Raw genomic sequence first — 13,116 nt, 5'->3', positions numbered from 1 at the left:
AGCTGGACGTCGACAGTCCTATTATAAGCAGTTATCGACAAGCGAAAATTTTATAATTTACTATGATACTAGGAAAAGCCTCCATTCACATTAGGATTGGAGGCTTTTCTTTATCGTCTACGAAAGAAACTCAGCAGGATTTAAGCCAAGCTCTCGGCAAATGTCAGTAACCATTTGCTGTTCATTTTGATCAAAGTTTCCATCAGCATAACCGATGGCGATACAGTATCGGGCCACTAATCGAGCTACTTCAGGTTTTGTCCTAATTTTTCCGAGGGCACGAAAAGCTTCTGCACGGCCCATCATTCGGTCATTTTCCATCCTAGATACATAGAGATTGAATTTTTGAATGACTTTATTTGTATCAAAAACGCGTAATTCCTCACTTTGATGAACAAATTCAATCATTTTTTGCCGCTCTGCTGGATCTAAATAACCATCAGCCATGGCCACTAAAGCACAAGCGGCTGTCACTGCGTCAAGAAGGTCTTGACTTTTATAGCGATTGAACAATTCTTGAGCCCTTCTTTTTTGATTATTAGCCCATTCTACATAATCTGTTTGTGATGGAGACCATGCATTGCCGCAATGATTACAAGTGAACTTTAATTGGTTTTTTCCAATAAAACCGCCTAGTAACCCAACAGGTCCAAGGATTAACCCGCCGATTGCGGCTTTGCCTAGGCCAAATCCTTTTTTCCCTGTTCGTACATTAGCTGAATGGCAGCGAGGACACACAATCTCATCTCCAACGTAAGAAGAAGGACTGGAAATAGGGGGAGCAGACTGTGTCGACTGCGGATACCCATAGGCAGGCTGACGGTGTGTCGATTCGGGCTGAAGATGAACACGCTGTTGATTCCCATTTTGGTTTAACTGCCTCTGCTGGTAGGGATCATAGTTTGTTTGGTTTTGTTGATATGGATTATTTTGACTCGTGTTATTGGCTTGATTTCTAAAATCCTGCTGGTAATTTGGCTGCAGAACCTGTGTATTTTGCGGTGGGTCATCAACTGTTACACCGAAATTTTGGCATAATGCTCCTAGACCTCCTTGAAAACCGCTGGCAATCGCATTAAATTTCCATTCCCCGTTATGACGGTAAAGTTCTGCCGCAACTATGGCTGTTTCAACTGTAAAGTCTCTTCCAAGGTTAAACCGCAATAATTCTTCATTAGTCAGTTCATTAAAAATACGAACATAAGAATCTGAGATTTGGCCAAAATTTTGCTGTTTTACTTGTGCGTCATGGATTGTAATCGTAAAAGCAATCCTGTGAATGTGGTCAGGAACTTTCTTTAAATCTATTCTAATTTGTTCATCATCACGTACACCTGAACCAATCCGGTTATCGCCGCTGTATAAAATGGAACCATTACCGCCAGAAGGGTTATTGTAAAAAACGAAATCTTGATCGCTGTTTACTTTCCCCAATGGTCCTAATAAAAAGGCTGAGGCATCCAAGTCAAAATTAGAACCAAGCTGGCTAATATTCCAGCCTAGCCCGACAACCACATTTTGCAGGCCAGGGTGTGATTTCGTTAAATCCACCTTTTGTCCTTTGCTAAGTGTTACACCCACTGTTTTCACTCCTTATCCAAATTTGGCACGTCCAGCTCCAGCGCCCAACGGCAAGTGTCCTTCGCGCTTCTCCCTACGATAAGTCAACATCGAATCGCTAACGCTCTTCGTGTTTCCTTTATCTCAGTCGAAGCGCTCCAGGCCATACGCCGCTAAACGGGCGCTTCCGCTTTTGCTTTTATGTACATTATACCGGTAATTCTAAAAAGGGAAAAATTTCAAGTTTAGCTTTGTGAGATAGCCGCTCTAGTAAGTACGAATGAAGAAAGGAAAAGTTTCAAGCAGGTAAAAGAAAAAAGCACACAGTCCGGAAATTCTCCTTCCATTATTTCCTTTAAGGAAAAGTTAAGAAACAAAGATAATAATAGGCTTATTCAAATGAAACGATTATGAAAAGGAGCCAGCACAAATGAAAAAATGGATTATGATAGCAGTGGCTGCAGTAGTCATTAGTATTGCCGGTTATCAATGGTACGCAGCAAAAACTAGTGCCGAGACAACATCAGAGGTGCGGACTGCAGTTGCTAAAAAAGGCACATTAGATGTAAACATTAGTGGATCTGGATCTGTTCAGGCAGTGACCAGTCAAGATATCATGTCCACATTTAATAATGATGAAATTGATGAAGTATTGGTTACAAGTGGTGAGAAGGTAAATGAAGGGGATGAATTGATTACATTTACGGACGGCAGTGATCCGATTACTGCTGCTGCTGCTGGGAAGATAACGACGGTATCAGTATCTGCAGGGGATAGCGTTACTTCCGGACAAGTTCTCGCCCATGTAACGGACTATAGTGGATTGCAAACAGCTGTTCAAATTGATGAACTAGATATTACTAAAATCCAAAAAGGGCAATCGGTCAACTTGAAGGTAAGTGCATTCCCTGATGAGAAGTATACAGGAAAAGTAACGGATATATCCAAAGAAGGTACTTCTTCTAATGGTATTTCTACTTTTACGGTGACAATTACAATTGATAAAATTGCTAACCTTAAAGTGGGTATGAGTGTCGAGGCTAGTATCCTAACTGAAAGTAAACAAAATGCCATTTATGTTCCACTAGATGCGGTCCATACGTCAAATGGAAAAAAATATGTCAATGTTGTTTCATCAGATGATCCTTCAAGCAGTACAAAGAAAACAGTATCAACTGGCATAGCAAATGAAGATTATGTAGAAATCACGGAAGGAATCTCAGAGGGTGAAACCGTACTGCTGCCAAAATTAGCTAAAGCAAGCTCTACGACCTCTACAACACAAACCAATACGCTGCAAAGCAGCCTAAGCGGCATGGGGGGAACGGGCTCGATGAAATCAATGTATCGTGGCACTGGTACCGGAAGGAGTGGACAGTAATGGCAAAACCGATCATGCAAATTAGTAACCTAAAGAAAGCATATAGGCTGGGCGGCGAAATCGTCCATGCATTAAATGATGTTTCAATTGAGATTCAAAAAGGAGAATTTCTAGCGATTATTGGCCCATCAGGTTCAGGTAAATCAACGTTAATGAACATGATTGGATGTCTCGACAAGCCACAAACGGGAAAATATCTCCTTGATGGGAAGGATATCTTTAAAATGGATGACAATGAATTAGCGACGATCAGGAATCAAAAAATCGGCTTTATTTTCCAAAACTTTAACTTGTTAACTAAATTAACGGCGATCGAAAATGTTGAGCTCCCGTTATTATATGCTGGGGTATCCACAAAGGAACGAAGGGAGAGGGCAATCGAGGCATTAGATAAAGTTGGATTAAGAGATAGGGCAGGTCATTTGCCAACACAACTGTCTGGCGGACAGCAGCAGCGGGTTGCTATAGCCAGAGCACTTGCAGGAAATCCTGCAATTCTCCTAGCTGATGAACCAACTGGTGCCCTTGACAGTAAAACGAGCAAGGAAATCATGCAGATTATGAAACAATTAAATGAATTGGGCCATACGATTATCCTTATTACCCATGACCTAAACATTGCCAAACAAGCAAAACGAATGGTCAGCATCCAGGATGGACAATTACTGGAAAATGGAGGTGAACTCATTGGGCATCTTGCAATCCATTAAAATGGCTCTCAAAAGTATAAAGGGAAATAAACTAAGATCGGTTCTTACCATGCTGGGTATGATCATTGGGGTATCATCCGTAATTGTCTTGGTTTCAATTGCCCAAGGTTCTTCTAAAAATGTGACGAGCCAAATCAACCAATTAGGGACTAACTTATTAACTGTAAGTACCTTTGATACAAATGTGACATTAACAGATGACAAAATTAATGAACTTAGTAAAGTGGATGGTGTAAAAGAAGTATCACCGGTTGTTACTGGACGAGTAAACGTTAAAAAGGACCGGACAACTTCTCAAGTGACCTTGACAGGAACGAATGCTGCCTATTCAGATGTGCGTGATACTAAAGTAAGTGCAGGAAGATTTATCACGGATCTGGATATTGAATATAGGCAAAAGGTTGCCGTCATTGGTTCATCTACGGCTACAACTTTCTTTGGTACAGAAGACCCTGTTGGTCAATATCTGCAAATTGAAGGAACTTCATATAAAGTTATCGGTGTACTTGTTTCAAAAGGAAGCTCGATGGGACAAGGCGGAGACAATACGATTATAGTCCCGCTTAGCACGGGCCAGCGTTTAATTGGAAGTACCACGATTAGCACAGTGTACTTAAAAGGAGAAAGCGAAGACCAGATGGATACAGTCATGAGTTTAGTTGAGACGAAAATGGCTTCCCTTTTCCCAGGTCAAACGGATTCTTATAGTGTGACAAATCAACAGGATGTCATGGACACGATGAGCTCTGTTTCTGATACCATGACGTTGATGCTAGGCGGTATTGCAAGTATCTCCTTGCTTGTTGGCGGAATTGGTATTATGAATATTATGCTTGTATCTGTTTCCGAACGAACAAAGGAAATTGGTATACGTAAAGCGATTGGAGCCAAAAGGCGAGATGTCCTTGTCCAATTTTTAATTGAAGCGGTTGTATTGAGCGGTGTCGGCGGGCTAATAGGGATTATCTCAGGGTTAGGTATAGGAAAATTAGTATCCTCTCTATTTAGCTTAAGCGTCTCCTTCTCGTCAAACGTTATTTTATTCTCATTCTTGTTCTCGTTAGCCGTTGGAGTGGTATTTGGTGTATTCCCAGCAAATAAAGCCTCCAAGCTAAATCCAATTCAAGCATTAAGGTATGAATAATTGGGGAAATGAAGCGGTGCGCTACTGTTGCGTCCGCTTCGTTTCCTATATAATGAAATGAATTCTATTATTTTAAGGAGAGATAGAAATGCGTTTATTGGTGGTAGAGGATAACCTTTCTTTATTAGAATCCATCGTTCAATTATTATCCGATGAATTTGAGGTTGATCAAGCTTCAAATGGGGAGGATGCTTTATTTTTAGCAATGCAAAACATCCATGATGTAATTGTTTTGGATGTCATGATACCCGAAATCGATGGCTTTGAAGTGCTGCAGACCATCCGGAAGGAAGGATTAAAAATTCCGGTCTTATTTTTGACAGCAAGAGACTCTTTAGAAGACCGCGTCAAAGGACTTGATTTTGGCGGTGATGATTATTTAGTCAAACCGTTTCAAGCTGCCGAATTAAAGGCGAGAATCAGGGCGTTATTAAGAAGAAGCGGCAGCTTAACGACAGATCAAACAATTAAATATCGCGGCATAGAGTTATTAGGCAAGGAACGCGACATTCTTGTCGATGGAGAATCGATTAAACTAACAGCTAAACAATATGAGTTGTTGGAATATTTAATTCAAAATAAGGGTGCTATCCTAACAAAAGAACAGATTTATGACCGTGTATGGGGATTTGACTCCGATACAACGGTAGCAATTGTTGAGGTGTTCATGCACCATCTCCGCAAGAAATTAGAGCCGTTCGGCTACCATGCTGATATTAAAACCATCCGCGGTGTCGGCTACATGCTGAATGAAGAATAGGGGCAGCATATGTTTCGTCAAACACATATTCGACTTACTTTGATCAATTCGATTGTTTTTATTGTTTTAATTAGTATACTAGGGAGCATTATTTATTTTTATACAGATAATAAATTATATCAGGATGTTAACCAATCATTAATGGAATCTGTCAATCATTTTCAGCAGCCAAATGGGCCAGATAATAAGCAAGGGGACAATCTCGATGGAAATGAGGCTGAACCAAAATTCATGCGAAGAGATCCGCGGATTATCACATTGGTATGGGATGAAAAGGGCCAGCTATTGGCAGAGCAAGATCGTGGCTCAGCGTTATTTCAGGATAATACAAATCTCATCCGTCCAAAAAAATACGGCACCTTAGAGGATGTTGAAGTAGAGAACTTTACGTTTCGATATATGGCTTTCAAGACTGAATTGCCTCAAATAGGGAAAATAACAGTCCAAGTGATTCGAAATGTGGATTCTGAAAAAGACCTATTAAACAGACTCCTATTAATCATATTAATAGGTTGTGGTGTGGGAATCATTTGTGCAGTCGTTTCGGGTTATTTCTTAGCTGGCAGGGCATTAGTGCCAATTAAAAAATCTTGGCAAAAGCAGCAAGAGTTTGTTTCCGATGCATCACATGAGTTAAGAACGCCGTTAGCAGTCATTCAGGCCAAAACGGATATCCTTTTCCGCTCCCCATCCGCAACCATTCAGGAAAAAATATTAGATATCTCAACTATTTCAAAGGAATCAAGGCGGCTCTCCAAACTAGTAACCAATTTGCTGACTTTGGCTAGATCTGATTCCGATCAAATTGAAATGAAAAAGTCCACTTTTCAATTAGATGAGCTTTTATCAGAAATTATTCAGCAGTATGAAGATATAGCGTTGTACCAAGAGAAAACGTTAAAATTAGAGACAGTAGAGCCAGTTACATTTTTTGCAGATAAAGAAAGAATCCATCAATTGATTGTTATTTTATTAGACAACGCCATAAAGTATACAAAAGAGGGCGGGGAAATCTCACTTTCATGCACCCAGAGTCATTCCTCTATCTTCCTAAAAATAAACGATACGGGGATTGGAATTCCTGAACAGGACATTCCAAAGATTTTTGACCGTTTTTACCAAAGCGATAAGGCACGGACTGCGGCGGAAGGAACAGGGCTGGGGTTATCGATTGCAAAATGGATTATTGAAAAACATCATGGTAAGTCAAAGGTTCAAAGCGTCCTTGGTCAAGGAACAAAAATTGAAATCACCTTTCCAAAGTCCCAAAAATAATTTTTGGGGCTTCTTTAAAATCTTAAGAAAAACTTAAGGAAACCTCTTCATAATGTGCTTATCTACTTAAACAAGCTTCATGATTTTTGAAGGGAGAATACAGATGAAGAACACTAGAAAAGCCCATTTATGGATTGGATTAATTGCGTCTATTTTTATCTTTATGGAGTCAATAACAGGTCTATTGATGAATGAACCGTGGTTAATCGGACAAACATCGATGGAAGGCGGAAAGGGCAATTTTCAATCAGGTCAAATGAATCAAAATCAATTTAACAACGGTCAAACTAATCAGGGACAAACTAAGCAAGGAATGACCCAGAACTCTGGACAAACTGCCGGTCAAACACAGGGGCAAAACGGCAATCAAAACCAAAAGTTTAATGGAAATGGCCAATTCCAAGGACGTGGTAATTTTGGCGGGAATGGAAATTTTCCAGCTGGAATGACGATGAACAGAGAAGGAATGGGACAAACCTCCGCTATGGGCATCATCCGTGGTCTGCACGAAGGCAGAATTGGCAATACCGATATTAAATGGTTAATAGATTTAGTTGCGCTTGCCATGATCGCTTTAACAGGTACGGGAATCTATTTATCCATTAAGGTACTAGGTGCGGAAGCGAAACGAAAGAAACGCCAATCAGATATGTTAACCGAAATTTAATAAACAAAAGCACACGAGTCATGACCCGTGTGCATTTTGGCTTACTCTACTATGATTTTCCCCGTAAACATTTCCATTCCACAGCTAAACGTATATTCACCTGTTTTATCTAGAGTAAATGATAGTTTTGTCGATCCAGTTTTAAGGTTAATATTGTTAATGTTGAAATCCGGGATCATAAAGGTGGATAAACAGCTGCTGCTATCTAATGGGTTCGTAATCTCGAGTTCAACGGGAACGCCTTTCTTGACCCGGATAATGTTCGGCGAATATCCTTTCTCAGTTACAAGCATTTTAACTTTTGGTGTACTCTCTCCGGACACATCTACTTCGGTTTTGTCAGCCGTTTGACTGTTGGTTTCTTGTGTTAGCTGTGTTTGAGCCGTATCGTATTTACCTGGAATCTTTACCATATCACTGCTGTACATAAATAAGAATAATGAAACAAGGACAATGCCGCCAGCAATAATTGCAAAAGGTGAAAGTTCTTCAGTGTTGATTGAAAATTTGGGATTCGTTGCCACCTGAATATATATGATCACAAAGCCGATAATCACCACGTAAAATCCTAATAAGATTCCTAAAAAAAAAGTCGGGTTGATATATTGGAGGAAAAGACCAAGAATAGCCCCGTTAATCCCGCCCATTAAACCAGAAATAGCTCCCATTAATATCGCTAAAATACCGACCGGATGGCCCGCCAAGAAACCAACCACAAAGCCAATAATTATGCTGATACCAACAGTCAGGAAGGTCTCACCGGATACAATCCCAATGATGCTTCCGGCTAGTAAACCCGTAATCACAGCGATTACCATACTAATCAGGATTCCCGGAGTATTATTAAATTTGTTTTTATGACGGTATACAAGAAAAATAGAATAGCCTGTGCCGATCGCCACAAATGCTGCTGAAATAATCGAAAATATATTCATGTTTCGTCTCCTCTTATGTGCCTTTATAATTAAACAACATAAGAGTATTATAAATTTAAATAATGGTTGAAAATTTGTATATTCCGTGATATATATGAACGTTTTATGACTCTTGGTGCTAGTCTTTGTTTTTATCTAATGTGTTCTTATAGATTCTTTTAAGGGCTTCATTTTGAAGTTTCATGTATTCGAGTAATATTTCTTTTTCTGCTTCTTCTTTTTCAAACTCATCCTTTTCTTTGGTCATGCGGCACCCCTTTTTGTCCTGAATTTGGTTTACTGAGTAAAATAATCCATAAATGATTTGACTTTTATTATAGAGAAATATATAATTTTTTCAAAAATACTAATTGAAACGATGATGGGGATTAGTAAAATGACTTGGTCTTACCAAGAGAGGAAACCAGTGGTGTGAGGTTTCTTAAGACATTCATTTGAACCTGCCTCTGAGTTCTGTATCGGATTATTGTTTGAAGATACATGCGGATAAAATCCGTTATCATGTGAGAGAGTTTAAAGCAATTGCTTTATGAATTTAGGGTGGTACCGCCAGGCCTTGGTCCCTTTTTTAGGATCAGGGTCTTTTTGCATTTAAATAAGCGGAAATCCTTGTTTAGCGGCAAAGGCGCTGGACAATTCTTTCTATATTTTAAAAAAATAATGAGGTGTCAAAATGGCAAAAGAATTTGTAAAAGATGTAACCAGCATGGACGAGGATTTCGCCCAGTGGTATACAGATGTTGTCACGAAAGCAGATTTAATTGATTATTCAAGTGTTCGTGGTTCGATGATTATCCGCCCATATGGTTATGCATTATGGGACAATATTAAAAACGAGCTGGACCGTCGAATTAAAGAAACAGGGCATGAAAATGTATATATGCCATTATTTATTCCAGAGAGCCTGCTTCAAAAGGAAAAAGACCATGTTGAAGGATTTGCTCCTGAAGTGGCTTGGGTCACTCATGGCGGTTCTGAGCCATTAACAGAACGCTTAGTCGTCCGCCCGACATCAGAGGTATTATTCTGTGAGCATTACAGTAATATCATTCACTCTTATCGTGATTTGCCAAAGTTATATAACCAATGGGCTAACGTAGTCCGTTGGGAAAAAACAACCCGTCCATTCTTACGTACATTAGAGTTCTTATGGCAGGAAGGTCATACTGCCCATGCAACGGATGAAGATGCAATGGAAGAAACGATTAAGATGTTAAATGTCTATGCGGCTATTTGTGAAGAGATTCTTGCTATTCCTGTAGTAAAGGGCCAAAAAACCGAGAAAGAGAAGTTTGCTGGTGCGAAAGCTACTTTTACAATTGAAAGCTTAATGCATGATGGAAAAGCATTACAATCCGGAACTTCCCATCACTTTGGTACAGGGTTTGCTGAAGCGTTTAATATTCAGTACACAGATAAAGAAGGTAAACTGCAATACGTTCATCAAACTTCATGGGGTTTTACAACCAGAATCATCGGTGCATTAATCATGGTTCACGGCGACGACCGCGGTTTGGTAATACCTCCAAAAGCTGCTCCAACACAGGTCATGATTGTTCCTATTGCGCAGCATAAAGAGGGCGTGCTTGATTTTGCTTATGATTTGAAAAAGTCTCTAGCTTCTGTTGCTCGTGTTGATATTGATGCCAGCGATAAAAAACCAGGCTGGAAGTTCAATGAGTATGAAATGAAAGGGATCCCTGTTCGTCTTGAAGTTGGACCTAAGGATATTGAAAACAAGCAGGTTGTGTTGGTTCGCAGGGATACGTTAGAAAAGGTTGTTGTTTCTTTAGACGAGTTAGAAACAAAGCTTGTTGAATTGTTAGATGATATTCAATCAAACCTTTATAATAAGGCGTTAAATCATCGTGAAGAAAGAACTTCGGTTGCGACTAATCTAGGGGAGTTAAAAGATACCCTTGAAGCTAAACCAGGGTTCATTAAAGCAATGTGGTGCGGCGATTTAGCCTGTGAAGAAAAGATCAAAGAGGATACTGGCGCAACTTCCCGTTGTATTCCATTTGAGCAGGAAAAAGTCGCTGATAAATGTGTATGCTGCGGTAAAGAAACAGATAAGATGGTTTACTGGGCAAAGGCTTACTAAAAAATATGAAGGCTCTTCCATTATGGGAGGGCCTTTTTTATATAATAGAAAAAAACGGGCATGTGAAGGAATTATGGGTTCATGAGGACAATCCAAGAGAAAAAACCGAGCAACCTGTCCTCATGATACTTTTCTAAGAACTAGGGTCGTAAAATCTAGTGAATTTTTGCAATAGATCTCTCAAATTGACACCTATAAAAAAGGAGAACTAAAGACCTTTAGCGAATTTTAATCATTCAGAAGGGGGATGTACCTATATGAAACCAATCTTAATAGATTTTCCAGATGAAATTTACACTGAGAGACTATATATTCGAAAGCCGATGCCTGGAGATGGAAAAGTGGTCTTTGGAGCTATGCAGGCATCTTTAAATGAACTGAAACCGTGGATGCCCTGGGCTAATAGGGAGCAATCCGAGCAAGAGGTTGAGGCAAACATGCGTGATGCACATGCGAAATTTCTAACTAGAGAGGATCTTAGACTTCATATATTCAATCGGGAAACCGGTGAATTTATCGGGGCTTCCGGTTTGCATCGGATGAACTGGGAAGTACCAAAGTTTGAAATTGGCTACTGGATTGATACAAGCCTTAGCGGAAATGGGTATATTACGGAAGCAGCAGAGGCAATCACGGAATTTGCCTTTCGTGAACTAAACGCAAAACGCGTAGAAATCCGTTGTGATAGTAAAAATACCAAAAGCCGAGCAATTCCTGAGAAATTAGGTTTTACATTAGAAGGGATATTAAAAAATGACGGAATTTCTGCAGATGGACAAGAACTCCGCGATACTTGTATCTATGCAAAAACCAAATAATGAACAAAAAACTCGACGCCGTCGAGTTTTTTTACTAGAAACCGATTATATATCTTTCTAAATAAAATTTTGTAATCGCTAAATATTCACGTGAGTAGGACTTTATTACGGCTGACCAAGGAGTCTTAGCAGATAGACCCTCTACACGTAAACCTTGGTAATATGCAATAGAAAGAGCACGATACAAATGGAAAGTGTTCGTTACAACAACGCCTAGTTCAGCATTAGGAGGAATGAATTCCTTCGAGAACTCAATATTTTCATATGTATCCGTAGAGCGCTCTTCTAATAGTATACGAGATTCGTTAATACCTTGACTTACTAGCTCTCTTTTAATGGCCTCCGCTTCAGATATATCTTCGCCTGGACCTTTGCCCCCTGAAGCAATCACAAGTGTATCAGTATTTTCCTTTAAGTACTTTGCTGCAGCGTCGATCCTACTAGCTAATACCTTAGATGGTTCCTTACCTTTAACCCTTGCTCCAAGGACAATTAGATAATCGGCGTTTTTAGGAGCAATTAAATGACTATATTGACTAATTATAATGTGTAATATGGCAACATATATCAGCCCCATTACAACAAAGGAACTTATAATCCATTGCAATCTTTTGTTTTTCATCATCAGTTCAAATCCATTCCACAAATTTATATGACTATATTATACAAAATAATCTAACATATTTTTGAAAGGAAGTATAATAATAGAAGATGCTGATATTCTGATATTCTACGAATGGCACCATAAAGAAATGGGAGGTATATAAAATGTCATCCATTAGTTTATTGAAACAAAAAGCAGGAATTGTTTTAGAAAAAAAGAAGCTTACAAATGTCGTTGCTAGAGTTGGATTAGTGTTGGATATTTCAGGGTCAATGAGAGGGTTTATAACAGTTTTTAAAAATATAGACGATAGTAGACAACAATAGACAATGGTAATATTTTATGTACTTATCATTAAATACTTGAAAAAGGGATAGGAAAATATGATAATACTCCTACGAATAAATGTTCCTATATTTATTTGGAGGTGCAAAAATGTTACAAACCTACCAAACGAAACTAATAAACTTCTCACTACATGATGGACTCTCAGCAACCATGTACCTACATGAGTATGCAGAATACTTTGGCAGGCTGGAACGAAAACTTTTTGTTCAGTCACACATAAAAGGTGTTTCGTCCTCTAGCCTAAAAAAGAACTTTCTAACTCAATTTGGAATCACAGCCCGACAATTCAATTCTTTGAGAATGCAGCTTGACGGAAAAGTCTCTTCCTTTGTCGAAAAAAGAAAGTTAGATATCAAGGAGCTGGAAACCAAAACGACTTATCTGCAAAAAAACATCGACAAGAAAACTACACAAAAAGAACAACTCCATCAAAAACTCCAGGAAATCCCACAAACCCATTCATTATTCTTGAAACAGGTAAAGAAGTATCGTAATCTCAAGTTTTACCTTCATCAAAAAAAACGCCGGCTGAGGAATCTTCAACAAAAATTAAAAAAGCTACAGGTAGACGTGATAAATAAAAAGATTCGCATCTGCTTCGGCTCGAAGAAACTGTTTCACAAACAATTCCATTTGGAGGAAAATCAATACAAGTGTCATCAAGAGTGGCGAAAGGATTGGGCTGAGGTGCGTGGCTCTCAATTTTTGGTCATTGGTTCCAAGGATGAAACATTTGGAAACCAGACAGCTACCTATGATTTGAAGGCACGTTAAGACTGCGTGCCACGAATCACTTCACCGATAAATATG

The 13,116-nt window shown here is 39.2% G+C and carries 13 protein-coding genes, 1 pseudogene and 1 other annotated feature; of the genes and pseudogenes, 10 read left to right on the top strand and 4 right to left on the bottom strand.

Going from position 1 to position 13,116, the window contains the following annotated elements; translation table 11 throughout:
- Positions 1 to 117 precede the first annotated feature (117 nt).
- A complete protein-coding gene (locus tag COD92_RS15410) occupies positions 118 to 1,581 on the bottom strand; it encodes a TerD family protein (protein WP_098531677.1) in 1,464 nt (487 codons plus the stop codon).
- A 409-nt stretch (positions 1,582 to 1,990) separates the two neighbouring features.
- On the opposite strand from COD92_RS15410, the gene COD92_RS15405 reads away from it, so the two are divergent.
- The 6 genes from COD92_RS15405 (at position 1,991) to COD92_RS15380 (ending at position 7,497) form a co-directional block, all read left to right on the top strand.
- Positions 1,991 to 2,941, top strand: a complete 951-nt coding sequence (locus COD92_RS15405) for an efflux RND transporter periplasmic adaptor subunit (protein WP_098531676.1) — start codon at positions 1,991 to 1,993, stop codon at positions 2,939 to 2,941.
- Complete coding sequence (locus tag COD92_RS15400; RefSeq protein WP_098531675.1) at positions 2,941 to 3,651, top strand: ABC transporter ATP-binding protein; 711 nt, start codon at positions 2,941 to 2,943, stop codon at positions 3,649 to 3,651. Before COD92_RS15405 ends, COD92_RS15400 begins: the two co-directional genes overlap by 1 nt.
- Positions 3,629 to 4,795, top strand: coding sequence for an ABC transporter permease (locus tag COD92_RS15395; protein ID WP_098531674.1), 1,167 nt, complete (start codon positions 3,629 to 3,631; stop codon positions 4,793 to 4,795). The genes COD92_RS15400 and COD92_RS15395 overlap by 23 nt, the downstream gene beginning before the upstream one ends.
- Before the next feature lie 88 nt (positions 4,796 to 4,883).
- A complete protein-coding gene (locus COD92_RS15390; protein ID WP_098531673.1) occupies positions 4,884 to 5,555 on the top strand; it encodes a response regulator transcription factor in 672 nt (223 codons plus the stop codon).
- A 9-nt stretch (positions 5,556 to 5,564) separates the two neighbouring features.
- Complete coding sequence (locus COD92_RS15385; RefSeq protein ID WP_098531672.1) at positions 5,565 to 6,830, top strand: sensor histidine kinase; 1,266 nt, start codon at positions 5,565 to 5,567, stop codon at positions 6,828 to 6,830.
- A gap of 103 nt (positions 6,831 to 6,933) precedes the next feature.
- Positions 6,934 to 7,497, top strand: a complete 564-nt coding sequence (locus tag COD92_RS15380; RefSeq protein WP_098531671.1) for a PepSY-associated TM helix domain-containing protein — start codon at positions 6,934 to 6,936, stop codon at positions 7,495 to 7,497.
- A gap of 41 nt (positions 7,498 to 7,538) precedes the next feature.
- Here the strand turns inward: COD92_RS15380 and COD92_RS15375 are convergent, their stop codons facing one another.
- Complete coding sequence (locus COD92_RS15375; protein ID WP_098531670.1) at positions 7,539 to 8,432, bottom strand: cupredoxin domain-containing protein; 894 nt, start codon at positions 8,430 to 8,432, stop codon at positions 7,539 to 7,541.
- A gap of 118 nt (positions 8,433 to 8,550) precedes the next feature.
- Positions 8,551 to 8,679 (bottom strand): hypothetical protein, encoded by a 129-nt coding sequence (locus COD92_RS32845; protein WP_255286724.1) that lies wholly within the window; start codon positions 8,677 to 8,679, stop codon positions 8,551 to 8,553.
- Positions 8,680 to 8,781: 102 nt separating this feature from the next.
- Positions 8,782 to 9,000, top strand: a binding site (T-box leader).
- 105 nt (positions 9,001 to 9,105) lie between these two features.
- Here COD92_RS32845 and proS point away from each other — a divergent pair.
- On the top strand, positions 9,106 to 10,536 hold the full coding sequence (gene proS / locus COD92_RS15370; protein WP_098531669.1) for a proline--tRNA ligase: 1,431 nt from the start codon (positions 9,106 to 9,108) through the stop codon (positions 10,534 to 10,536).
- Positions 10,537 to 10,793: 257 nt separating this feature from the next.
- A complete protein-coding gene (locus COD92_RS15365) occupies positions 10,794 to 11,354 on the top strand; it encodes a GNAT family N-acetyltransferase (RefSeq protein ID WP_098531668.1) in 561 nt (186 codons plus the stop codon).
- Between the two features lie 34 nt (positions 11,355 to 11,388).
- Here COD92_RS15365 and COD92_RS15360 read toward each other — a convergent pair whose 3' ends face one another.
- Entirely contained in the window at positions 11,389 to 11,979 is a 591-nt protein-coding gene (locus COD92_RS15360; protein WP_098531667.1) for a YdcF family protein, read from the bottom strand.
- A gap of 143 nt (positions 11,980 to 12,122) precedes the next feature.
- On the opposite strand from COD92_RS15360, the pseudogene COD92_RS15355 reads away from it, so the two are divergent.
- Together COD92_RS15355 and COD92_RS15350 are read left to right on the top strand one after the other, a co-directional pair.
- Positions 12,123 to 12,260, top strand: a pseudogene (locus COD92_RS15355) (VWA domain-containing protein); the annotation flags it as partial.
- A gap of 133 nt (positions 12,261 to 12,393) precedes the next feature.
- Positions 12,394 to 13,080, top strand: a complete 687-nt coding sequence (locus tag COD92_RS15350; RefSeq protein ID WP_098531666.1) for a hypothetical protein — start codon at positions 12,394 to 12,396, stop codon at positions 13,078 to 13,080.
- The last annotated feature ends 36 nt before the right edge of the window (positions 13,081 to 13,116 follow it).

The sequence above is a fragment of the Bacillus sp. AFS037270 genome (genome assembly GCF_002585305.1).
This window is presented reverse-complemented; position numbering and strand designations above follow the sequence as displayed.